This window comes from Oceanobacter kriegii DSM 6294 (assembly GCF_000422845.1).
GTDB lineage: Bacteria > Pseudomonadota > Gammaproteobacteria > Pseudomonadales > Oceanobacteraceae > Oceanobacter > Oceanobacter kriegii.
The window spans coordinates 409960-435052 of record NZ_KE383931.1; the positions used below are offsets into that span (position 1 = coordinate 409960).

Below are 25093 nucleotides of genomic sequence, written 5' to 3' on the forward strand. Positions count from 1 at the left end.
CGTCGCTGGCTCAAGGGCGAGCCATGTATGCCCACGATGTGGCTGATGATCATTTTGCTGGCCATCCTGACCAGCCATAACGCACTGGCCGACAGCCTTACCGCCAAGGTCGACCGTGCTGTGGTGGGCGAACAGGAAACCATCCAGTTTACGCTCACCCACGACCCGCAAATCAGCACCGGTACGCCGGACTTCTCTGGTTTGCGCAAGGACTTCGATATTGTTCAAGGTCCCAGCCGCATGAGCAACTCGCGCTGGATCAACGGCCGCAGCAGCTCCAGCACCGAATGGAATCTGATGCTACTGCCAAAACGCACCGGCAATTTGACCATTCCGGCCCTGACCATCAATGGCCAAACCAGCCAACCGCTGGCCATCAAGGTCAAGCCCATGTCCGACGCCGTGCGCGAGCAAGCCAGTCGCAACGCCTTTTTTGATATTCAGGTGCAGCCGCAACCGGCTTACTACGTCCAGGGCCAGATTCTCTATACCGAAAAGCTCTACTTCAAGGTCAATCACCGCGATGCGTCGCTGTCCGATCTGGCGGTAGAAGATGCCCGTGTGGAGCAAATGGGAGATGCCAAACAGTACACCAGCGTCATCGATGGCGACCGGGTTGGTGTTTATGAGCGCACTTACACCATCCAGCCGGAGAAAGCCGGTGAGCTGGTTATTCCGGGGCAGCGTTTTCAAGCCACCGCCATTGTTCAGGACCCGTCCTACCCTTACACCAACCGCCGCCAGATGATCAGTGCCAACACCAGGCCCATTACACTGAACATCCTGCCGATTCCGGCCCAGTACCCCGCTGCGCCCTGGCTACCTGCGGAGCAATTGACGCTGAAGGAACACTTCAGCGCCGACCCGGCGGACTGGAAAGTAGGCGACCCGATTACCCGAACCCTGATTGTGGATACCAAAGGCATGTCGGCCAGCCAGATTGTATTGCCGGATTTACCGCAACCGGCAGGCCTGAAGCAATACCCGGATCAACCGGAACATCAGGATATCCCCAGTTCCAGCGGTGTGTCCGGCCAGTTCCAGCAATCCATCGCCATGGTGCCAACCCGCGAAGGCAAACTGGTGCTGCCAGAAATCCGCATCCCGTGGTGGAACACCCGTAAGAACCAGCTGGAGTACGCCACACTGCCGGAAAAAACGCTGACCATCAGCGCCAATCCGGTACATCAGGCGATCCCACTGCCAGCAGGGCCCAAACAACATTCACAAGCCGCCGCTCCAGCAAACCAAAGCGATTTACAGCAGGCCGATGAGTTGCAATTGAATACCAACCAGCAAACCGAGTGGCTGGGCTTACCAATGAGCTGGTGGGCCATTGCCGGCTGGGCACTGGCCATACTGGGCTGGCTGGCGGTTATTTTGATGACCCTGAAGCAATCTGCAAAGCGCCGCCATGCAGCACCGAGCAACGACGAAACACCCACCAGTAATCAGTGGCAAGCACTGCAAGCCGCCTGTAAAACCACCGATACACTGGCTATTCGAAATGCCTTACAGCAGTGGGTAATGGCCGAACAGCCGCTCGGAGCCCGCAACACAGAAGCGCTGGCTCAGCAGAGTGAAACGCTGAAAGGATTGCTGCAACAACTGGACGCCAGCCTGTTTTCCGACCGCGCCGAACTGATGCGGTTTGACGGCAAAACGCTGTTGAATGAGCTGACAGCACTAAGAAAATCAGCGACGGCTACTAGCCGTAAGCGGGCGGCGGATCAGAGCATAAACCCTGACCAGCCGCTGTATCCGAATTAAGGACCCTCTGGATAACTCTGCACAGCTCTGCGCGTGTCCTGCAGGCTGTCAGAACAAGGCGGCGAATGCAGCGGAATGGCTGGCCCTTTCCAAATTCGCCAACACCGTTCTGGTGGGCTGCAGGCCGCGCCCTACGGGGATGGCAGGGCATTGCTGACTCTGTGTCGCTGATTTTTGACTTGACCCGTCAGGCCTGCAAATCCGCTTCGTGATTCAGCTTCGCCCTGTCATCCAGAGCGGGCACCGAGTTGTCCAGAGGGTCCTTAGAGTCGATTAGTGCCAGAGCTCAAGACCATTGGCCTGTTTGTGCTGACTGCACTGGCCGAGATCATCGGCTGCTATTTGCCATACTTGTGGCTACGCGAAGGTAAATCCGTTTGGCTATTACTGCCCGCAGCTCTCAGTCTCGCGGCCTTTGCCTGGCTATTGACGCTGCACCCAACCGCAGCAGGACGCGTGTATGCCGCTTACGGCGGCGTCTACATTTTTGTGGCAATTCTGTGGCTATGGCTGGTCGATGGGATTCGACCATCGCAGTGGGATATCGTTGGGACGCTGATAGCCATGCTGGGCATGGCCATCATTATGTTTGCGCCCCGGAGCTAGCAGGTCAGCCAACCACGATGCCGTGCTCAGCCAATAAGGCCACCAGCGCGGCTTCATCCTTGACCTGCACTTCCAATTGATTGGCTTTGGCCAACTTGGAACCGGCTTTCTCGCCCGCCACCAGAAAATCGGTTTTGGCCGATACACTGCCCGTCACCTTGGCACCTAACGCCTGCAAGTGCGCCTTGGCCTCATCACGAGTCAGCACCGACAGCGTGCCAGTAATCACCACCACCTGACCGTCCAGCGGCAATTCACCTTCGGCCGCGGCAACCGGTTCTGCTTCATCCCAATGAACACCGGCTTTCTGCAACTGTTCGATGACGGTGCGATTGTGTTCTTCCGCAAAGAAGTTCATCACGTGCTCGGCAACAACGTTACCTACGTCCTGCACTGCAATCAGCTGATCAAGCGTGGCATCCATAATGGACTGCAGGAAACCAAAGTGCGCTGCCAGGTTTTGCGCCGTCACCACGCCCACTTCACGAATGCCCAAACCGTACAGGAAGCGCGCCAACGTGGTGGATTTGGCTTTCTCCAGAGCCGCCAGCACGTTCTGGGCGGATTTAGGGCCCATGCGTTCCAGACCGGCAATATCATCCAGGGTCAGATGAAACAGGTCGTCGACAGAGTCGATCAAACCGGCATCTACCAACTGGTCGACCAGTTTGTCGCCCAAGCCTTCCACGTCCAGCGCCTTGCGGGAAGCAAAGTGTTTGATGGCCTCTTTGCGCTGGGCAGCACACACCAAACCGCCGGTACAGCGGGACACGGCTTCACCTTCGACTTTCTCGACGTGAGAATCGCACACCGGGCAGCTTGCCGGCATTTCAATCAACCGGGTGTCGTCGGGACGTTCGCTTTCAACAATGGAGACTACTTGCGGAATCACATCACCGGCGCGACGAATCACCACCATGTCACCAATACGGACGCCCAGTCGGGCGATTTCGTCCATATTGTGCAAGGTGGCATTGCTTACGGTCACCCCGGCGACATGGACAGGGTCCAGACGGGCCACAGGCGTTAGCGCTCCGGTACGGCCAACCTGAAAATCCACCCCCAGCAGGCGAGTCATTTGCTCAACGGCTGGGAATTTGAAGGCGATGGCCCAGCGCGGAGCACGAGCAACAAAGCCCAGCTGTTGCTGCAATGCCAGGTTATTCACCTTGAACACGGTACCGTCGATTTCGTAATCCAGACCCATGCGTTTTTCAGCTAACGCCTGATAGCACTCCAGCGCCTGCTCAACGCCCAGAGCCACACGGGTTTCCGGGTTAATCTTGATGCCCCACAGGCGAATCTGATCCAGCACGGCCCGATGAGTTTCCGGCAGGCTGTACTCATCGGATACCACGCCCACGCTATAGGCGCAGAACTCCAACGGACGCTTGGCAGTAACGCTGGAATCCAATTGGCGCAAGGAACCCGCAGCAGCGTTGCGCGGATTGGCAAATACCTTTTCATCGGCTTCACGGGCCTTGCGGTTGTATTCCTCAAAGCCCGGCTTTGGCATGTAGACTTCACCGCGGATTTCAATGCGCTGCGGGTAGTCTCCCGCTGAGCCTTTAAGCTTCAGAGGTACGTTCTGGATAGTGCGCACATTGGTGGTGATGTCTTCACCGGTAGTGCCATCGCCACGAGTCGCTGCACGAACCAGCTGGCCTTCTTCGTACAGCAAGCTCACTGCCAGGCCGTCGAGCTTGGGCTCGAACACCAATTCGATATCCGCGCTGGATTTCAGGCGATCCTGAACCCGCTGATAAAACGCCCGAAACTCCTCAGCGTTCATGGCGTTGTCGAGCGACAGCATTGGCAGTTCATGCTGTACCTCGTCAAACGCCGACAAAGGCGCTGCACCCACCCGCTGGGTTGGCGAATCGTTGGTAATCAGCTGCGGATTGTCTGCTTCCAGAGTCTGCAACTCACGCATCAACTTGTCGTATTCGGCATCCGGAATAGCGGGTTCATCGAGCGCGTAATAGCGATAGTTGTGGTCGTTAATCTGCTCACGAAGGGCATTAATACGGTCAGAGGCGGTGCCTGGAGTAGCCATGTATCTGCTTTCTCAACATTCGTACCCGGCCCAATTGGCAGCCGGGTTAAAAACAAAAAGCCCAGCTGTTAGCTGGGCATGATTCCGTGCTGTGCTGACGAAGATCAGCGACGCTTGCCGGCAGCCATCTTTTTGGCCTTGAGGGCCTTGCGGCGTTCGTATTCCTGAATTTGCTGACGGTCGTGTTCAACCGTTTGTTTGGTGAACGTGCTGCGAGAGGAATCGCGCAGTTCGGCATTCAGGTGATCGGCCAGCACGCGGGCCATTTCAGACATGGCCTGATAAGCTTCTAACGGGCGTTCTGCACCCGGCAAGCTCATAAAGAAGGTCAACCCGGAAAAACGTTCGTCTTCCATAGTGGCCGGATTGAAAATACCCGGCTCGTAGGTTTGCGCGACCGAGAACTGAATCGGCCCTTTGCCATCCGCTTCTTCAAAGCGGTGGAAAATACGTTCATGGCCAAAGCGCAAGTCACAGCCGTCGAACAGGTGCAGCAATGAGCGGCCGGAAAAGCCTTCCGTGTCTCGCGCTACGGCATTAATCACCAGTACGACTTCCGCTTGTGCGCGATCGGCCAATTGCTCCGCATCGTCGTTGGCGTAAATAATCAGCTCACTGCCCTGGTCTTCACCCTGCTCTTCCTGCATGTCGATTTCTTCTTGCAGGGTTGGCTTGTCACCTTTGTGATACTCGGATGGACCGGTCAAGGATTCTTCCAGCGTTTGTCGGCGCGGCGATGTATCAGCGTCGTCGCTATCTAACGGCTGTTCGCTTTCACTGCCATTGGAGTCATCACAAGAAGCACTGACATCTTTGCCTTCCAGCTTCGACAATTCCATGTCCAGCTCCTGACCTAAAGACTCCACCGACATCAACAGCGGTACATCTTCGTCAAGGTCCACCGGGCGAGCCTTCGGAATAATGGAAGCCGTTTCCTGCAAAGGTGCCAGCTCTTCTTCGATTTCACGAGTACGCGTGTTCAACCAGGATTGGATGTTTTCCTGCATCTGGTCGTTGTCGTTGTCATTATCACTGCCACTGCCACTGCCACTGCCACTGCCACTGCCACTGTCGCTGTAATAAGAATCAGAATCGTCTACTCGGGATTCGCTCTGGGCCGCCGTGTCGTCAACGACCGGGGTTTTCACAGTCTGCTCTGAAGCCGCTGCAGCTGGCACATCGAGTTGGTCACCTTGCGGTGCGCTCAGCTCAGTGGCTTGTGGCGTCTCCAGAACCGTTTCTGGCGCCGGTTGCTGTTCATGGCTGTGCTGTTCATTGCTCTGGACTGACTGGTCAGTGTCCACGGCGCTGCGAACTCGAACCGGCCCCAGATCGTCACCATCAAACCCGGCATCCAGATCCTTGAACACGGGTTCCTTTCGCTCGGCCGGCTTATGAGCCGCTGCAGAGCTACCGGTAGCGGTACTCGCCGTGCCTGTATGGGCAGCAGCCACGCGACCGCGCATGGTCGGGATCTCCGGGCGTTTTTTCTCTTCTCGAGGCTTGCCGACTGGTGATTTGCCATCAGAACCAGAGTCCTCATCGTCATCACCAACCACACGAAAGCCACCGGTTGGCAGCTCCGGGTTGTCATCGCTTTCAGGGAAGTTGAAGTCGTTTTTAATATCGAGCTTGAGGGCTTCGGCGCGGGCTTTGCGCATCCGGCGCAAACCGTCCAAAACAATAATAACCACCACAAGCAAGCCAAGAATGATGGTCAGGGTTTGCCAACTCATGTCCTTAAATTCCTCTTATCCACGTTTCCCTTGGCTGGGGTCTGATGTCACAGCAACCCGATGTAAACAGCACGGGAAATCACAATTATTCGATCATTTCGGCAGCTTCCTCGACATCGACAGATACCAGTCGGGAAACACCAGGTTCTTGCATTGTGACGCCCATCAATCGGGACGCCATCTCCATCGCAATCTTGTTGTGCGTAATGTATATGAACTGCACCTTTTCTGACATGGCTTTTACCAGTCGGGCATAACGACCGACGTTGGCATCGTCCAGTGGCGCATCCACTTCGTCCAGCATACAAAACGGTGCCGGATTCAGTTGGAAAATAGAAAACACCAGGGCAATAGCGGTCAGTGCTTTTTCACCACCCGACAACAAGTGGATGGTGCTGTTTTTCTTGCCCGGCGGCCGTGCCATGATGGCAACGCCCGTCGTCAGCATGTCTTCGTCGGTCAAATCCAACGAAGCATGGCCACCGCCGAATACTTTCGGAAACAGGTCGGCCAATCCCGCATTGATTTTATCAAAGGTCTCTTTGAATCGGGTACGGGTCTCACGATCAATTTTCTGAATCGCACTCTCCAGAGTGGCCAGTGCGGTTTCCAAATCCTCGTGTTGGGCATCGAGATAGGTTTTTCGTTCAGACTGAACCTTGTATTCGTCGATAGCGGCAAGGTTAATGTTACCCAGTCGACGGATTTTTTCTGCGATGTCCTCGAGATCCTGCTGCCAACGCTCGCTGTCGGCGTCTTCTGGCATGTTCTCCAGCACGTCCTTGAGGGTCAGCTTTTCTTCCTGCAACTGCTCAATCAATGCCTGACGGCGGATATCCAGCGCCTGGCATTCCATCCGTACCGATTCCAGCTGGTTGCGAACATCCAGTATGTGCTGGTCGACCTTGCTACGATCAGCTTCCAGTTGCCGCAAACCGGCTTCGGTTTCGTCCAGCGCCCGACGAGCCTCCTGCACCTTGAGTTCGGCCTCCTGACGCTGTTCAAGCATTTGCTGTAATTCGGCTTTCAGCAGTTCCAGATCGGCACTGTGGTCCTGTTGCTGACTGTCCAGCACCATCTGACGTCGCTGACGCCACTGCTGCAATTGCAGTTCGAGTCGCTGTACGGCCGTTTGCAGTGCCTGCTTGCGGCTGCTGGTCTCCCGTTGACCCAGTTCAAACTGGTGCCAGACCTGCTGTTGTTGCTGAACCTGGGCGCGGGCGTCTTCCAGCTTCAGTTTGAATTCGCTTTGTTGCTCCAGCAGCCGGTCACGTTCATCGGCGTGGGTTTCAATGGCGTCGTGAGCAAGCTGTCGCTCAATCCGCAATTGCTCCAGCTCTTCCTGTTGCATCATGCGCTGTTCGCGGGCCTCTTCGAGGTCGCTGTCAATGCGTTCGCTGCGCTGGGCAAACTGCTCGGCACGGGCTTGCTTGGCCGCCAGTTGCGATGTCAGTTGAGTTAACTGGGCGCTGGCCTGCTGCCATTCACGTTGGGCGCTGTCGCGCTGTTGTTCCAGCGTGTGCATCCGCAGCTGAGCGGATTCCAACTCCACTTCCCAATCTTCAACGTCCATATCGAGCTGGTCCCACTGCTCGTGCAGCAGTTCCATTTCCTGTTGGCGTGCCAGCAAGCTGCCTTGCTCTTCCGCTTGTTTGTGCACCCGAATCCAGTGCTGGCCAATGCGAGTGCCGTCCGGGGTGATCCAGTATTCGCCAGCGTCCAGCTGGCTGCGTTGCTGCAACGCCTGTTGCAACGACGCTACGGTACGAGCACCGGCCAGCAAATCGGCCAACCCCGTATTGGCGCTGACCTTATGTAACAGAGCATCGCTTGCAGCTGCAGACGAATCCAGCATCGGAGCGGCCTTGTCGCGAAACACCAACCGCCCTTCGTTGAGGCTATCGAGCCATTTGGCGGCTTGATCGAGATCATCTATCAGCAAAGCGTGCAGGTGGTCTTCCAGCACAATTTCAACGGCTTGCTCCCAGCCGGATTCCACTTGTAGCTGCTGCGCCAATCTAGGAGCTCGCGCCAGCTGACGGCTTTCCAGCCAACGAGCGACGCTTTCATTGCTTTGGCCCATAGCGGCTTTCTGCAAGGCTTCCAGGGTTGCCTTGCGACTGTTCAGTTGGCTGAGCTGCTCTCGCCCTTCAGTCACCTGCTTACGCTGGGTTTCGATGCTGCTGCGCGCTGCTTCGACTTGTTCACGCACTTCTTCGGCGCGCATTTGCTGCTCTTCGGCTTGCAGTTCAAATTCGCTGACTTCTTCGCGTAGAAGCTCGATTTCTTCCAGTTCAGGATTGTCTTGCAGCTGCTGTTTTTCGCTGTTCAGACGCTGGATTTGCTGATCCAGCCGCAGTAGCTGCTGATCCAGTGAAGCAATGCGGGATTGCGCGACTTCGGCCTGCCGGGCAGGTTCACCTGCCCGCTGGGTAAATTGCTGCCAGTCGTCTTGCCAGCGTGCTTGCAGCGCTTCGACGTCTTCCAATTCCAGCCGTGCTTGTTCCAGCTGTTCGCGCAGCAGCTCCTGCTCTTCTTCCTGATCCAGATTCTGGTTGTCGAGCCGTTCCAGTTCGAGCTGATCGTTTTCCAGCGCTTGCAGGGTTTCTTCAATCTGACGGTCGGCTTCAGCCAGGTTACGATCCAGCTCCAACGACATTTGCGACTGGTGCTCGATTTTCTGTTCCTGACGAGCAATCCGGGCACCCACTTCGTAGAACTGGCCTTGAAGTTCCTGAAAGCGCTCGTTGTGTTCGGATTGCTGCAAACGCAGGGCTTCGTTGTTCCGCTCGATCCGGGTTTGTTCTGCGTTGTGCTGCTCCATGCGGGTTTCCAGCTCGGCAATTTTCAATTCCCGTTGCTGGTAGTCGTTGTTCAGCGATTGCCATTTGAGGGCTTGCAGCTGGGCTTTTTTGCTGCGTTCTTCCGCTTTCAGCGCCTTGTATTTCTCAGCGGCGTCGGCCTGCCGTTGCAGGTGGCCAAGCTGGCGTTCCAATTCATCACGGATGTCCTGCAAGCGCTCCAGGTTTTCCAGCGTGCGACGCATGCGATTTTCGGTTTCCCTACGGCGGTCCTTATAGCGCGAAATGCCCGCGGCTTCTTCGACGTAAACGCGCAATTCCTCGGGTTTGGCTTCGATCAGGCGCGAGATCATGCCCTGTTCGATGATGGCGTAGGAGCGCGGTCCAAGGCCGGTGCCAAGGAAGAGGTCGGTGATGTCTTTACGGCGACAGCGGCTGCCGTTCAGAAAATAAGTCGATTGGCCATCGCGTGTTACCTGGCGGCGCACGCTGATTTCGGTGTAGGCGGCGTATTCGCCACGCAAGGTTTGGTCGGTGTTATCAAACACCAGATCCACACTGGCCTTGCCGACGGGCTTACGCTCGGACGAGCCGTTGAAGATAACGTCAGTCATGGCGTCGCCACGCAGATATTTGGCGGAGCTTTCGCCCATTACCCAGCGCACGGCATCAATGGTGTTCGATTTGCCACAACCATTGGGCCCGACAATGCCGGTCATGTTGGTGGTAAAGGGAACGGTGGTCGGGTCGACGAACGACTTGAAACCGGCGAGTTTGATGGCCTTCAGGCGCATAATGAGTGGGTGCCAAACAACTGAACTGACTGGCTATGATAACCAGCCAGACTGCAATTGAATACGGTTCTTGAGTGCCAGAACTCTATTCAGACCGAGCACTGGGCTGCCGAGAGTGTCCATAGCGGTCAAACTGACAGAAACAGGGGGAATAAGGGCTCTGGCGAGCCCCATACGATCAGAGTAGCGGCCGGAATCAGGCGTTAACGGCGGTTACTTCCCCTGCTTCGCCTTTTTCGATGGCACCAATCACCAGCGCACTGTGGTGCTTGAAGTAGTGGTTCACCTGAGCCGGTACGGAATCGATGTCACCTTTCAGCGAGCACTCTACCAGGTCGGTAATAAAGCGCGTGCATTCATCGATTTCGCTGAGGTTTTCACGCACAGCCAGAGCCAGCGTGCGGTGCACAGGCGGACGCAGGTTTTCCAGAGCAGTGGTCAGGTATTCGTTGTCTGCCACGATGGCTGCGGCGCTGATCAACTCAAAACTGGCTTCTGCGAACAAGTGCTCATCATGGATGGCTGCGCTGTTGCGTAGTTTTTCAATCAATTTACCCAATTCAACCTTGTCACTTTCATTGGCTTTCCAAACCAGACGCTCCGCCAGCATCTCCAGCAGGTTGCCATACAGGCGGTACAAACCACGAACACGATCGGCATTCAGCTCACTGACGAACGCACCGCGACGCGGCAAGATAGTGACCAGATGAAGTCGTTGCAGGATCAACAAAGCTTCGCGAACAGAACCACGGCTCACTTGAAGCTCATTAACAATACGGGCTTCCTGAATTCTTTCGTTATTCACCATGTCACCCTGAATAATCCGGGTGGCCAGGTGATTAGCGATTTGTTCAGCCAGACTTTCGGCTACCACAAATGCCATTGTTCATTCCCTCTATTATCGCAATTCTAATCGGTGTAACGGAGTGGCTGGGTACAACGCAGCCAGCTTGTGCGGTTTATTTGAGCACATGCGATGAATTTGCATTCAATCCGGACAGGTAAAACAACGTGGATAACCTTGCAGATTGTTGCATACGCCGCCACCGTTGCGGTTTTGGGCCGCACCCTGTGCGCCAGCGTAGCCTGAATTCTGGTAACAGACTGTCAGGACTTTGTTGTTCTTTGTGACAAGATTATAGACAAAACCGGATGCAATCCTGTTATGACGTCACGATAGACGGCATTAAAGCATGAACCGAGTCATTGATAATCGTTTTATTATGCTATTGGCAACAATATATATAGTCAAATTTCATAAGCATAGAACAATATTGAACACTTGTTTGCTCAACAAACCCATTCTTTTCAGACGTACGGTAAGGTTTGATAAACGAACGGCAAGGACTTCAATTTATTTTATTTATCGTTTAGTAACTTTGGTTTTTAGAATGACTAGCCGTTAAGCATAATCTCTGCCTTAACATCAAAAGGCTTATCCGCAGGCCGTTGGAAAATACTGAAAAGAACGTTTTCAAAGTGGCACCAAATCGGCAGTCAAAATAACAAGACCGTCAGCAACCCCCATTCAGCCTGCTTTTCACAGCAACCGCCATCTGCTTGCCAATATCGACAATGTGCCAGGGAGAGTCCCTAGCGCTTGAACCTGAGTACCAGCAAAACACCGCCAATAATCAGCGCCATTCCCGCCAACATCAGTAAGGTCAGGGGCTCTCCCAACACCACCACACCCATTCCAACGGCCAGTGGTGGCACCAATAATTGGAGCTGCCCTGCCAGCTGAATGCCCAACCTGGGCAGCACCTGATACCAACCAAAATAGCCGACTCCCGAGGCAACAACACCCGACGCCAGTGCCAGTAGCCAGCCTTCTGGCACCGGAGATAGTTCCACCCATGGCAACAATAAAACCGAGATAAATGACGCGACGACAAAAGCGGATTGCACATCAGCCAGTGGATTGGTTGATCTCTGCCCCATTACGACAAAACCCGCCCATCCCAGACCCGCCACCACCATCACAACGACTGGCCACCATCGTTGAATTTCACTGCCCGGCAACAGCAACACGGCCAACCCCAGCATCGCCAGCAAGACTCCGGCCACCTGCCAACCATTCAGTCGCTGACCTCGCCAGAATGCCGTGAGTTGAAGAGTCAGCTGCACGGTTGTGAACAGGACAAACGCCCCCAAACCGGTATCGAGGTGGATATAAGCGGCCGAAAACGCCGCCGCATACACAAACAACCCAAGCCCCAGCAACCCGTTGCGACGGTTCAGCAGTGGCAAGGATCGCTTTTCGTTGCCACCGCGCTTGAAACCAAACAACAGCGACAGCATCAGCGCACCGGACGTCAGGCGAATAACAGTAAATAGCTCGGGGTCGAAGTGATATTCCCGCATGGCCCAACGGCACAGCAAGGAATTAGCGGCAAAGGCCAGCAATACCCATGCGGTCACCATCAATAACGAGCCTGTTGAAGATGAAGATTGATCTGCTGCGTGCATGGCCGGGTCCTTTTGTTGTTATTGTTTTTACTGAGCAGGGTGATTCAGAGGATCTCTGGAGCCACTGCCGCATAATGGCTACCATACCTGCGCCATTGAGGCTTACAACGATTAATTGGGGCACACCATGATTATGCTTGTTCTTGGACTGGTTCTGTTTTTGGGGATTCATTCGGTGGTGCTGTTTGCCCCCGACATGAGAGATCGACTGATTAAGCAGTTTGGCAAACTTCCCTACCGCGCGGTGCACTCGATTGGCGCCATCGTTGGTCTGGGGTTGATCGCCCACGGTTACGCCGCCGCCCGTATGGACCCTTTGTGGCTCTGGATTCCGCCGTTCTGGATGAACCACATCAACCTGTTGCTAACGGTGTTTGCTGCTGTTTTTGTTGGCGCAGCCATGGTGCCTGGCAGCTGGATCAAGGCCAAAACCGGCGCCCCCATGCTGTTGGCCATCAAGACCTGGGCCTTTGGTCATTTGCTTTGCAACGGCGGCCTGCACGACGTGCTGTTGTTTGGTTCCTTCCTGGCGTGGGGTGTGGTGGGTTACATCATTCATCGCAAACGCGATCGTGCGAATGGCGTGGTGCGCGAAGGGAAGATTGCACGGGATGGCATCTCCGTAGTGATTGGTTTGGCGCTATGGGCTGCTTTTGCGTTCTGGCTGCATGCATTGCTGATAGGTATTGCGCCAATGCCTATGTGATGTGATTCGACCTGGCGCTGTTTGACCGACAAGAGTTATGGTCCAGAAGTTATTAGCACCACAAAAAACGCCCGCCTGATTGCTCAGACGGGCGTTTTTGTTTTTACTCAGCATGCCTACTGGCAAAGCTCAAAGCGCTCAGTCCAGACGTTCCCACACAGTGGCGATGCCCTGACCCAGACCGATACACATGGTGGAGACACCATAACGACCGCCCTTGTCTTCCAGCACGTTCAACAGCGTGGTGGAAATACGAGCACCGGAACAACCCAGTGGGTGACCCAGCGCAATCGCACCGCCGTTAACGTTAATACGTTCGTCGGCGATTTCGGTCAGTTTCAGATCTTTGATGCATGGCAGTGACTGAGCCGCAAAGGCTTCGTTCAGCTCCCAGTAATCAATGTCAGTGGTTTCCAGACCGGCACGCTTCAGCGCTTTCTTGGTCGCAGGCACCGGGCCATAACCCATGATGGCCGCATCCACACCAGCGACAGCCATGGATACGATACGAGCACGTGGCTTCAGACCCAGCTCTTCGGCTTTTTCCGCACTCATCAGCAGCATGGCCGCAGCGCCATCAGTGATCTGAGAGGAGGTACCCGCCGTTACGGTGCCGCTCTTTGGATCAAACGCCGGACGCAGGTTGCCAAGAGTTTCAGCGGTGGTTTCCGGACGGATGGTTTCGTCTTCGGTAACCAGAATCTGCTTGCCGTCAGCGTCGTGACCCAGACACGGAACGATCTCGTTCTTGAACTTGCCGTCCAGCGTCGCCTGATGAGCACGAGCATGAGAACGAGCGGCAAACGCGTCTTGCTGCTCACGGCTGATACCGTGCATCTTGCCCAGCATTTCAGCAGTCAGGCCCATCATGTTGGAGGCCTTGGCGAAGTGCTTGGAAGACGCCGGGTTATGGTCAAAGCCATGGGTCATTTCAACGTGGCCCATGTGCTCAACACCACCGACCACAAACACGTCGCCGTTGCCCGTCATAATGGCTTGAGCAGCGGTGTGAATCGCGCTCATGGCAGAACCACACAGACGGTTAACGGTTTGGGCACCGGCTTCTTTTGGCACCTTGGTCAGCAGACCAATTTGGCGGGCGACGTTAAAGCCCTGCTCTTTGGTCTGGTTCACACAGCCCCAGATGATGTCTTCCACCAGCTTGGCTGGCACGTTCGGGTTGCGATCGAACAAGGCGTCGATCAGGGTCGCCGACAGGGTTTCAGCACGCACGTTGCGGAATACACCGCCTTTCGAGCGGCCCATTGGCGTGCGAACCGCGTCGATCACTACCACGTCTTTTGGATTCAGGGTTGTCATATTGATCTCCAGATTCGCTCTTATTCTGCCGCTTCGGTGTTGCCGAAGTAGCTTTCGCCATTGGCGGCCATTTCACGCATACGGGCAGTTGGCTCGTACAGTTTGCCCAGATGCGCAAACTGATCACACAGGGCCACAAACTCAGCCATGCCAACGGTGTCCATGTAGCGACAAGCACCACCACGGAATGGAGGGAAACCAATACCGAAGATCAGACCCATATCAGCTTCTGCCGGAGTCGCTACGATGTTTTCTTCCAGACAGCGAGCAATTTCGATGCACATTGGAATCATGCAGCGAGCAATGATCTCATCGGCTTCGAAGTCTTTGGATTCAGCAACCACAGGCTTGATCAGTTCGTAGGCGGCTTCGTCGACCACTTTCTTCGGCTTGCCCTTACGGTCTTTCTCGTACTTGTAGTAACCCTTGTTGTTCTTCTGGCCGTAACGTTCGTTTTCGAACATCACTTCCATCGAAGTCTTGTAGTCGGCTTTCATGCGATCCGGGAAGCCGTCAGCCATTACTTCGTTGGCGTGCACACCGGTATCAATACCCACTACGTCCAGCAGGTAGGCCGGGCCCATTGGGAAGCCAAACTTCTCCATCACCTTGTCGACTTTCTGGAAGTCGGCACCGTCGCGCACCAGCGCAGAGAAACCCGCGAAGTACGGGAACAGCACACGGTTAACCAGGAAGCCCGGGCAGTCGTTCACCACAATCGGGGTTTTGCCCATTTTCTTGGCGTAGGCAACCACGGTGGCAACTGCTTCTTCCGACGTTTTCGAACCACGGATCACTTCCACCAGCGGCATCATGTGTACCGGGTTGAAGAAGTGCATACCAAGGAAGTTTTCAGGACGCTTGAGGTCAGCGGCCAAAAGGTCGATGGAGATGGTCGAGGTGTTGGAAGTCACCACGGTGTCTTCGGTTACCTGATCTTCCAGGTCAGCCAATACGGCTTTTTTGACTTTCGGATTTTCAACCACCGCTTCAACCACAACATCGACGTCGCCGAAATCGCCGTAGCTGAGGGTTGGACGAATGCGGTTCAGCGCTTCACCCATTTTGTAAGCAGTCATCTTGCCTTTTTCAACGCGCTTGGACAGCAGTTTGTTGGCTTCAGACAAGCCCAGCTCGATGCCCGCTTCGTTGATGTCTTTCATCAGGATCGGTGTGCCCTTGTAGGCGCTCTGGTAGGCAATACCACCACCCATGATGCCGGCACCCAATACCGCCGCCTTGTTGGTCGGCTTGGCAACCTTGTCGTAATCCTTGGCTTTCTTCTTCAGCAGCTGGTCGTTCAGGAACAGACCAATCAATGCCTGGCTTTCGGTGGTTTTGGCCAGTGTTGCAAAACCCTTGGCTTCAGCCGCCAGGGCTTTTTCGCGGGTCATGCTGCAGTGTTTCTGCATGGTCTTGATGGCCATGATTGGCGCCGGGTACTGACCTTTGGTCTGACCCATAACGAATCCTTTGGCGGTTTCAAACACCATCATGGATTCCATCGGGTTCAGCTTCATCTTGCCAGTCTTGTCGGCACGACGCTGCTGCCAATCCAGCTCACCCGCAATCGCGGATTTCAGCATCGCGATGGCATTTTCACGCAGGCTTTCAAGAGGGAATACCGCATCCACTGCACCGTCAGCCAGCGCTTTGTCGGCGCGCTGCTCGTTGCCCATGCAGATCCATTCGATGGCGTTATCCGCACCAATCACACGTGGCAGACGCACGGTGCCACCAAAGCCCGGCATGATGCCCAGTTTCACTTCCGGCAGGCCGATTTTGGCGCTGTCGGCCATCACTCGCAGGTCGGTCGACAGTACCATTTCCATACCACCACCCAGTGCAACGCCATTAATGGCCGACAGGGTTGGAACTGGCAGGTCTTCCACCGCACTGAAAATGGAGTTGGCGAAACCCAGCCACTCGACGATGGATTCTTCGCTGCCAGCAAAGTAGCCGCCGAATTCAGTGATATCGGCACCGACAATGAAAGCATCCTTGCCAGAGCTGATCAGTACGCCTTTTACCCCGTCAGCAGCGGCAACGGCTTTGGTGGCCTGTTCCAGTTCCTGCAAGGTAGCGCGGTTGAATTTATTGACGGATTCGCCCTGAAGGTCGAACTTCAGTTCGGCGATGTCACCTTCGATCATGCTTACCGTGATGGCTTTACCTTCGTAAATCATCAACTGATCTCCAAGTGTGAAGTTAGCGATTGGGACTGCTGGTGCTCTGAGGCGTTGTTAGCAGTAGTCATTGTTATTCTGCTGTCTTGCTGCGATTGGCGATACCTCGGGGCGTCGCCATCTGACAGCAATATTTCAAACAAGTGATTCATACGACCGTTTGAATATACAGCAACCTTCCTTGAATACGCCGCCAAAGTCAACAGTCGCGACGCCGTAATCAAATAACCGGCTTTATGGACTGTTAAAGAATAGCCCCGGTTCAGACAAAGTGACTGCGTTCAAGGCCACAAAAAGCATTCATAACCAAATCGCCATGAGTGGACATTGAAAACGCATCTATTCCGGCCATACGCACTAGTACCAAGGTACTAATACGGGACAAGCCGCACCGGCTGGCTTAAGATGTGGCACGTTGATCTTAATGTTGCGAGAGCACCGAACACAGATTTGGGCCCGCACGCCGCGTTTTCCAAGGTTTCCACAGAAGAAACCAGAGGCGCCGGTGGAAGAATAAAAATAAAACAGAGACAAGAAGACAGAGGCCACACCATGATCACAGCCATCCGCTCGCTCGGGCTGCTTGCTGCCCTGATGCTATCCACGCTGTCGGCACACGCCGAATCCAATACCCTGATGCAACACTTGCAGCATATGCGCCTTGCGTCCGTTGGGGTTATGACCGACTTCTTTATGTACACCGGCCTTGAAGGCGACCGCAAATACGCCCGTCGAATGGATTCTGATATGGAATCGTTCGAGGTGGCGATCGAAAAAGCCCGTGAACAGTCTGAAGGCAGCGCCCACGCCGCTGAAGTCGAGAAAATCCGCCAGCGCTGGCTGTCATTTGCACGTTCGCTGCAAGCCAACCGCGATGCGGTTAAAGACCTTGGCTATGCCGACGAACAGTCTGTTGAGCGATTGAACCGGCTCAACGAAGACCTGGTAAATCAGATTGGCGCTGTGTACCAGAAAATTGCGGGCAAAACCCCGGCCGACCCGATGATCGAGAAAACCCGTGAAATGGCGTTGTTGCTGCAGGAAATGACCACCCACTACGCCGCCAGCTCTTCCGTCACCATGGATGAGGAGTTCCTGAGCCAGTACCGCAACAGCATGCAGGAACTGACCAGCGCGTTTGAATTTCGCCTCAACGACCTGAAATCGGCTGCCAACCAGCGTTCTACGTATGTGTTGATGGACAACATCAATAATAAATGGCGCTTCCTGCGTAACTCCATCACCCGTCAGCACGAAATGGACGTACCGTTTCTGGTGATCAGCTACAACGACCGTATCATCCGTCACCTGGAAGAACTGGAAGGCCGTATTCACAGCTCCTGATACGCCGCCCTTTCAGACATCCAGATAGCAAAACGCCACAGTTGGTAGCCCAACTGTGGCGTTTTTATGTATCTGGCATCCGGTTCAAAACAGCTAGCGCATGCGCTGCAACACTAATTCATCAGCCATCAGCCGCAGGCCTTCCAGCACTTTCAGGTACTTTTCTGCCGACGCACTCTTTTGTTCGGCGGCAAACAGCACAATGCGGTTTTCGTACACTTCCAGCATTTTCAGCTCATCGTCCATCGACGACAGCAAACGCACCAGTTGCGGTGCCAGAGCCTCCGCCCGGGCAACCGCCGCTTCGTGATCTTTGGCTTCAGGCAGGTCGTGCCAGGCCCAACCATCAGGCAGTCCAGCGGCTTCCCAGCCTTCCTGACCGACGATACGAAACAGCAATTGCTGACGCGCTTTCTCTCCGTGAGGCGGCTGCGGCATCATCAGGGTGTAGCCGGTGGCGGTAATGTCTTCCCGCACACCGGTTTTGGCAGCATCCACCCGGAACGTTTGCTGACGCACCTGAATGCCACTGCGAATGGCCGCCAGACGCAATTCCGACAAACGACGGTCACGAGCGCTGGGGCGCATGCTGTAGATGGTGCCAATCAGGGCCATCACCACAAAGACGATGATCAGCCATGTCATGAAGCCATTTCCTCCAGTTCCAGCCAGCGCTCTTCCAGCTGTTCCAGCTTCGCTTCGGCAGCGGACAAGTCTGCCAATACCCGCTGTACCGTGTCTTGATCTCCGGCATAGAAATCCGCTGCGCTGCTTTGCTCGGCCAGCGCATCACGAGCGGCTTCGGCTTCCGCAATCTGGTCTGGCAGCATGTCCAGCTCGCGCTGGAGTTTGTACGACAGCTTCTTGGCAGGCGCAGCCGCTTTGGCATTCGCAGCCGGTGCAGCGGCCTTGTTTTCGGATTTCGCCTGCTGGGCTTTTTGTTTCTGTTGGTTGGCTTTTTCAACTGCTTTGAACTGGGCTTCCTGCGCTTTCTTGCGCTCTTCCCATTCGCTGTAACCGCCCATTTGTTCGTCGATGCGGCCTGCACCTTCAAACACCCACATCTGGGTGATGACGTTATCCAGGAAGGCACGGTCGTGGCTCACCAGCAACAAGGTGCCGTCGAATTCCATCAAGCGCTCTTCCAGCAGCTCAAGGGTTTCCACGTCGAGGTCGTTGGTCGGTTCGTCCATCACCAGCAGGTTGCAGGGTTTGAGGAACAACTTGGCCAACAATACCCGGTTGCGCTCACCACCAGACAAGGCTCGAACAGGTGTACGGGCACGTTCTGCCGGGAACAGGAAGTCACTCAGGTAGCCAATCACATGGCGGCTGACGCCGTTCACAATCACGTGGTCCTTGCCGTCGGCGACGTTGTCGGCAATCGACTTGTCGTCATCCAGCAATTCGCGGGACTGGTCGAAATAAGCGACTTCCAGCTTGGTGCCCACTTTCAGTGAGCCGCTTTGTGGCTCCAGCTTGCCCAGCAACAGTTTTAGCAGGGTCGATTTACCAATCCCGTTGGGGCCAACCAGACCAATGCGGTCGCCACGCTGGATAATGGTCGAGAAAGTATCGACCTGTGGGTTGTTTTCCCAACCGAACGACACGTCGTTCAGTTCGAAGACGATCTTGCCGGAGGCATCGCTGGAAGACATGGCGATGTTCGCGGTGCCCTGACGGTCACGGCGGGCACCACGTTCTTTACGCAGTTCTTTCAGACGCTCAACGCGGCCTTCGTTACGGGTTCGACGAGCCTTGATGCCCTGACGAATCCATTTTTCTTCTTCCGCCAATCGCTTGTCGAACAGCGCATTCTGGGCCGCTTCGTCTTCCAGACGTTTTTCACGGTATTCAATAAAGGAGTGGTAATCGCCGTTCCAGTTGTAGAGGTTGCCACGATCCAGCTCGACGATGCGGGTCGACAGGTTCTGCACAAAGGCCCGGTCGTGACTGATGAATACCAATGAACCCTGGAACTGCTTCAGCTGCTCTTCCAGCCATTGGATGGTAGCAATGTCCATGTGGTTGGTTGGCTCGTCCAGAATCAGCAATTCCGGCTCCACCACCAATGCCCGAGCCAACATCACACGACGCTGCCAGCCACCACTGAGGCGGGCAAAGCTGGTTTCCGCTGGCAGGTTCAGGCGCTGGATAATGGCTTCCACCTTTTGCTGCCAGCTCCAGCCGTCCTGGCTTTCAATGCGGGTTTGCAGCTTTTCCAGCAAATCCAGATTGGCGTGTTCGCCTTTCATGGTTTCGTCGTGGTAAGCGGCGATGTCTTCGCCCAACTGGCCCAGGCCCTGCGCCACGACGTCGTACACCGGAATATCCACCTTGGCCGGTAACGCCTGTTGCAGCACTGACATTTTCAGCAAATCACGACGCTGCACGACGCCATCGTCGGTGGTCACCTCACCCGTCAGCACTTTCAGCAAGGTCGATTTGCCCTCGCCGTTGCGCCCGACCACACACACCCGTTCGCCGGACTGGATATCCAGGTCGACCTTGTCGAGCAAGACGTGGTCACCAAAGGCCAGCTCGGCCTGCTTCAAACTTACCAACACCATAAATACAGCCTGCGGGCATTCACTGACTCGTTGCCGCCAGTGAATGCGGTTATTTCAGAAAGAGGGAGAGTTTACTGGCAGCCCGAGCCAGTTAACAGCGTCATTGCGTGCGACAAAATAGAACAGGCATTCATCCACTCTTTGTCATTCAATCAAATAGTCGCTTGATCTATGATCAACCACCGTCACCGAAATTGTCATCGAATGACACCGCCAGCAGCCCCCTCACCTGCTGGCACTCAAAATAAACAACAGGACACGGACACATGCCTTCTTCGATCAACAAGGGTTATTTACTGGCCGCCATGATTGTTGTCGCCGCCGTCGGCTGGATGCTCAGCGGCCCATCGGCCGACTCGTCAGCACAGTCAACCGCTGCCAACAACACCGAAGAACCCAACCACCACAGCGACAAAATGCGGGTCAAGGCAGCCACTCTGACAGCCGTTCAGCATCAACAAAATATCGAGTTGTCGGCGCAGCTGGCGGTGGGACGGGAAGTGACGCTGGTATCCGAAATTCGCGCCAAAGTAGTGGCATTGCATGCTCAGAAAGGTGACCGGGTTCGTCAGGGGCAGTTGCTGCTGGAACTCGACCAACGCGACTGGCCAGCTCGGGTAAAACAGGCCGAAGCCAGTCTCAAACAGCGCAAACTGGAAAAACAGAGCGCCGAAAAGCTGCAGGCCAGCGGCTTGACCAATGCGTCCCAGATGGCGCAGGTAGAAACGGCCCTTGCCAATGCCGAAGCCGAGCTGACGTCGGCCCAGCTGATGCTGAATGCCACCCGTATTCGCGCGCCGTTTGACGGCATTATCAACCAGCGCATGGTCGAAATCGGTGACTTTGCCAAAGATGGCACGACACTGCTGCAACTGGTCGACGTATCGCCATTCAAGGTGATCGCTCAGGTGCCAGAGAATCAGGTAGCCAACGTTAAAGCCGGCATGGACGGTGAAGCCAGACTCCTCTCAGGCGAGGTGCTGCCGGGAAAACTCCGCTTTGTCGCCGTACAGGCCGACAGCGCCACTCGCACTTTCCGGGTAGAGCTGGAGGTCGTCAACTCCGAGAACCGGGCCATACCGGCGGGCCAAAGCGCCAAGCTGATTTTGCCGTTGCAAACCCGTCCGGCCTACAAGGTATCACCGGCATTGCTGATGCTGGATTCGGACGGCCAGATGGGATTGAAAACCGTCACGGCCGACAATACCGTCGCCTTTACACCCGTTGAACTGGAAGACGCGGAACAAAATGGCGTGTGGGTATTTGGCCCATCCCCGCTTCACCTGATCACTCAGGGAGCCGGTTTTGTGGATATCGGCGACAGCGTTATTCCGGTCTGGGATAACGAGCCACCGCAGAAATCCCATAACGCCCATTCAAGCCAGCACGCGATCAGCGCAGGGGAATAATCATGTTTGCGCTGATTGATGCGGCTCTGGGCCGCACCCGAACGGTACTGATGCTGTTTGCACTGGTGATGATCTCGGGGACCATGACCCTGCTGACCATTCCCAAGGAAAGCTCGCCAGACGTTGCCGTACCCTTTGTGTACGTGTCGGTTGCCCACGATGGCATTTCCCCCAATGACGCCGACAGCCTCTTGTACAAGCCTCTTGAACGCGAACTGCGGGGCATTGATGGTCTGAAGGAAATGGTGTCGACCGCGACTACGGGCCACCTATCGATCACTCTGGAGTTTTACACCGACGTCGACGTTGACCAGGCGCTGCTGGATGTCCGCCAAAAGGTCGACGATGCTCGCGCCGACTTACCCGACGATACCCATGAGCCCAAGGTGATGGAGATTAACGTTGCGTTATTTCCGATTGCCGTAGTGACGCTGGCGGGGGATGTCAACGAAGCCGAGCTGTACGCTGTTGCCAGCGACCTGCAAGACCGGCTGGAGTCCTTGCCCGGCGTTCTGGAAGCTGCGATTCAGGGGAAACGGGAAGAAATTGCCGAAATTGTGGTCGACCCCGCGCGCATGGACAGTTACGGCCTGTCGATGAACGATCTGGCTCAGCTGGTACGCAACAACAGTTCACTGGTGGCCAGTGAAGACCTGCAAAACGACGCCGGCCGCTTTGCCATTCGCATTCCCGGACTGGTGGAAAACATCAGCGACATTCTCAATATGCCGATCAAGGTCAGCGGCGATCAGGTGGTGCTGTTCCGGGATATTGCGGTTGGCCGACTGGCCTACAAGGACCGCAGCAGCGCCGCCCGGGTTGGCGGTCAGGCGGCGGTCACCCTGGAAATCAAAAAGCGCATTGGCTCCAATATCATCGATACCGTGGATCAGGTGCGCAGTGTCATCGACACCGTTAAACCCTATTGGCCAGATGGGTTGGAAGCCCAGGTGATTCAGGATGGTTCGAAAGAAATCAACACCATGCTCAACGACCTGTTCAACAACGTGCTGGTCGCCACCCTGATGGTGATGGTGTTGGTGTTGGGCAGCCTTGGGATTCGCAACTCCATTCTGGTCGGCATCGCTATTCCCGGTGCCTTCCTGATGGGGATTATCTGGCTCAGTATGAGTGGCAGCACCATGAACATGGTGGTGTTGTTCGCTCTGATTCTGTCGGTTGGCATGCTGGTTGACGGCGCCATTGTGGTGACCGAACTGGCCGACCGCAAACTGGCTGAGGGTCTTACTCCCAAGCAAGCCTACGCCGCTGCCGCCAAGCGCATGGCCTGGCCGATTATTGCCTCAACAGCCACCACACTGGCGGTGTTTCTGCCACTGTTGTTCTGGCCCGGCACCACTGGCGAATTCATGAAGTACCTGCCGCTAACCCTGCTGTACACCCTCACTGCATCACTCATTATGGCGCTGATTGTGGTACCTGCTATTGGCAGCCTGATGGCCCATAAACAGCAAGGTTCAGACCCTGCCGTGGCGCGTTTACTCGCCGCTGAACGTGGTGAGTTCGAACGTATCGGTGGCTTTGCCGGCGGCTACGTCAAGCTGCTGCGGTTGGCTCTGCGCCACCCTTTGCTGGTATTGCTGGTTGCCATCGCCAGTATGGTGGGCTCGTTCATGCTGTACGGCAAATACGGCCACGGCGTCGAGTTTTTCCCGGATGTCGACAGTGACATCACCATGGTCGATATCCGTGCCCGCGGTAATTTGTCGATCACCGAGCGGGAAGCATTGGTGCTGCAAGTTGAGAAATTGATTTTCAACATGGACGAAGTCGACAGCATCTACACCACCACCATGGCCAAACCCGCCAACGATTCCGCCCCGGATCTGATTGGCCGTATTCAGCTGGAACTCAGCAATTGGGAGCAACGCCGTTCCGCCAACGCCGTATTGGCCGACATTGAACAGCAAGCCGCCGCGATCCCCGGTATTCTGATCGAAACCCGTAAACAGCAAGGCGGTCCGCCGGGCGGTGCCGATGTACAACTGCAACTGACCGCCAACAGTGCTGAAGCCATTCTGCCGCTGCTGAATCAGGTGCGGGCCATTTTTGAAGCAGATCCGGACCTCAAGGACATTCGCGACGATCGCCCGCTGGAGGGCATTGAGTGGAAGCTCAGCGTCGACCGCGAGCAAGCAGCGCGTTTTGGCGCGTCCATATCGGCGGCTGGCAACATGGTGCGAATGCTGACCGGCGGTCAGGTCGTCGGCAGCTTCCAACCGGATTTCACCGATGATGAAGTGGATATTGTGCTGCGCTACCCGGAAAACCGACGCACTCTGGACGATCTGGACGGCTTTAATCTGACCACCCCTTATGGTCTGGTGCCGGTGAGCCAGTTTATGACCCAAACCGCAGAGCCCCGTGGTGGCGATCTGGTGCGAATTGACGGCAAACGGCGCTATCGCCTTACCGCCAACGTGAAAGACGGCGTCAACGCCACTGAAAAGATCCAGCAGCTGAGCGAGAAGATGGCCTCGCTGGACTGGCAAGGGGCTGGCGTCGAACCCCGATTCCGCGGCGACTTTGAACAAATGGCCGAAACCGGCCAGTTTCTTGGCACCGCCTTTGGCATTGCCATTTTCATGATGGCAACCATTCTGGTGACCCAGTTCAACAGTTTTTACCAGGCTGGACTGATCCTCAGCGCCATTGTGCTGTCGATTGTCGGCGTATTAATGGGGTTGCTGATTCGGGGAGAGCCGTTCGGCATTGTGATGAGCGGTGTTGGGGTTATTGCGTTGGCCGGTATTGTGGTTAACAACAACATCGTTCTGATTGATACCTACAACAGCCTCCGCAAGGACGGCCTGGACGCCATCGAAGCAGCCCTCAGAACCGGCGCGCAACGTTTACGGCCGGTTCTGCTGACCGCGATCACTACGGTATTAGGCCTGATGCCGATGGTTTTCCAGTGGAACATCGATCTGATTCATCGACATTTCAGTGTCGGCGCACCGTCATCGCAATGGTGGACCCAACTTTCCACCGCCATTGCCGGTGGATTGACCTTTGCTACCGTCCTGACACTGATTCTGACGCCTTGTTTACTGGTGTTGGCTGACAGACGATCAGATCGCAGCCTCGGCCGTGTATAAAATCGACAAAGCTGATTGTTACACAGCCAATCGGGCCAGCATTTCGCAAGTCACTGAAAAAGTTTAAGAAAATTGAAAAATAGTGTTTGACACAAAGCGCCCTGTGCGTAGAATGCGACCTCGCTTTCAGGGGGTGATTAGCTCAGCTGGGAGAGCATCTGCCTTACAAGCAGAGGGTCGGCGGTTCGATCCCGTCATCACCCACCA

General features: G+C 55.4%; 15 protein-coding genes and 1 tRNA gene. 7 read left to right on the forward strand and 9 right to left on the reverse strand.

What is annotated here, in order from left to right; all coding sequences use genetic code 11:
• The first annotated feature begins 27 nt into the window (after positions 1–27).
• Positions 28–1770: a BatD family protein gene (locus tag G516_RS0115175; RefSeq protein WP_169449545.1), complete on the forward strand. Its 1743-nt coding sequence runs from the start codon at positions 28–30 to the stop codon at positions 1768–1770.
• A gap of 276 nt (positions 1771–2046) precedes the next feature.
• Positions 2047–2376, forward strand: coding sequence for a YnfA family protein (locus tag G516_RS0115180; RefSeq protein ID WP_028294358.1), 330 nt, complete (start codon positions 2047–2049; stop codon positions 2374–2376).
• 4 nt (positions 2377–2380) lie between these two features.
• On the opposite strand, the gene ligA is transcribed toward G516_RS0115180, so the two are convergent.
• The 5 genes from ligA to G516_RS0115205 all read right to left on the reverse strand — a co-directional run bounded on the left by ligA (position 2381) and on the right by G516_RS0115205 (position 12232).
• Positions 2381–4432 (reverse strand): NAD-dependent DNA ligase LigA, encoded by a 2052-nt coding sequence (gene ligA / locus G516_RS0115185; RefSeq protein ID WP_028294359.1) that lies wholly within the window; start codon positions 4430–4432, stop codon positions 2381–2383.
• Positions 4433–4536: 104 nt separating this feature from the next.
• On the reverse strand, positions 4537–6168 hold the full coding sequence (locus G516_RS24065) for a cell division protein ZipA (RefSeq protein WP_051219483.1): 1632 nt from the start codon (positions 6166–6168) through the stop codon (positions 4537–4539).
• Between the two features lie 85 nt (positions 6169–6253).
• Positions 6254–9763 carry a chromosome segregation protein SMC gene (gene smc / locus G516_RS0115195; protein WP_028294360.1) on the reverse strand — a complete coding sequence of 1170 codons (3510 nt, stop codon included), beginning with the start codon at positions 9761–9763 and terminating at the stop codon, positions 6254–6256.
• A 196-nt stretch (positions 9764–9959) separates the two neighbouring features.
• Positions 9960–10646, reverse strand: a complete 687-nt coding sequence (locus G516_RS22810; protein ID WP_051219484.1) for a GntR family transcriptional regulator — start codon at positions 10644–10646, stop codon at positions 9960–9962.
• Positions 10647–11356: 710 nt separating this feature from the next.
• On the reverse strand, positions 11357–12232 hold the full coding sequence (locus tag G516_RS0115205) for a DMT family transporter (RefSeq protein ID WP_051219485.1): 876 nt from the start codon (positions 12230–12232) through the stop codon (positions 11357–11359).
• Between the two features lie 127 nt (positions 12233–12359).
• On the opposite strand from G516_RS0115205, the gene G516_RS0115210 reads away from it, so the two are divergent.
• The gene (locus G516_RS0115210) at positions 12360–12938 is read left to right on the forward strand and encodes an NnrU family protein (protein ID WP_028294362.1); all 579 of its coding nucleotides are present in this window, start codon (positions 12360–12362) and stop codon (positions 12936–12938) included.
• Between the two features lie 138 nt (positions 12939–13076).
• Here G516_RS0115210 and fadA read toward each other — a convergent pair whose 3' ends face one another.
• Together fadA and fadB are read right to left on the reverse strand one after the other, a co-directional pair.
• Positions 13077–14258 (reverse strand): acetyl-CoA C-acyltransferase FadA, encoded by a 1182-nt coding sequence (gene fadA, locus G516_RS0115215; RefSeq protein WP_036536729.1) that lies wholly within the window; start codon positions 14256–14258, stop codon positions 13077–13079.
• A 20-nt stretch (positions 14259–14278) separates the two neighbouring features.
• Positions 14279–16444 carry a fatty acid oxidation complex subunit alpha FadB gene (gene fadB / locus G516_RS0115220; RefSeq protein WP_028294364.1) on the reverse strand — a complete coding sequence of 722 codons (2166 nt, stop codon included), beginning with the start codon at positions 16442–16444 and terminating at the stop codon, positions 14279–14281.
• Positions 16445–16996: 552 nt separating this feature from the next.
• On the opposite strand from fadB, the gene G516_RS0115230 reads away from it, so the two are divergent.
• Entirely contained in the window at positions 16997–17788 is a 792-nt protein-coding gene (locus G516_RS0115230) for a hypothetical protein (RefSeq protein WP_028294365.1), read from the forward strand.
• 93 nt (positions 17789–17881) lie between these two features.
• Here G516_RS0115230 and G516_RS0115235 read toward each other — a convergent pair whose 3' ends face one another.
• Both G516_RS0115235 and G516_RS0115240 read right to left on the reverse strand, forming a co-directional pair.
• Positions 17882–18433, reverse strand: a complete 552-nt coding sequence (locus tag G516_RS0115235; RefSeq protein WP_028294366.1) for a hypothetical protein — start codon at positions 18431–18433, stop codon at positions 17882–17884.
• Positions 18430–20358: an ATP-binding cassette domain-containing protein gene (locus G516_RS0115240; RefSeq protein WP_028294367.1), complete on the reverse strand. Its 1929-nt coding sequence runs from the start codon at positions 20356–20358 to the stop codon at positions 18430–18432. Before G516_RS0115240 ends, G516_RS0115235 begins: the two co-directional genes overlap by 4 nt.
• Positions 20359–20624: 266 nt before the next feature.
• Here G516_RS0115240 and G516_RS0115245 point away from each other — a divergent pair, with 266 nt between their 5' ends.
• The 3 genes from G516_RS0115245 (at position 20625) to G516_RS0115255 (ending at position 25093) form a co-directional block, all read left to right on the forward strand.
• The gene (locus G516_RS0115245; protein ID WP_028294368.1) at positions 20625–21767 is read left to right on the forward strand and encodes an efflux RND transporter periplasmic adaptor subunit; all 1143 of its coding nucleotides are present in this window, start codon (positions 20625–20627) and stop codon (positions 21765–21767) included.
• Between the two features lie 2 nt (positions 21768–21769).
• Positions 21770–24886 carry an efflux RND transporter permease subunit gene (locus G516_RS0115250; RefSeq protein WP_028294369.1) on the forward strand — a complete coding sequence of 1039 codons (3117 nt, stop codon included), beginning with the start codon at positions 21770–21772 and terminating at the stop codon, positions 24884–24886.
• 131 nt (positions 24887–25017) lie between these two features.
• Positions 25018–25093 (forward strand) — tRNA-Val (locus G516_RS0115255).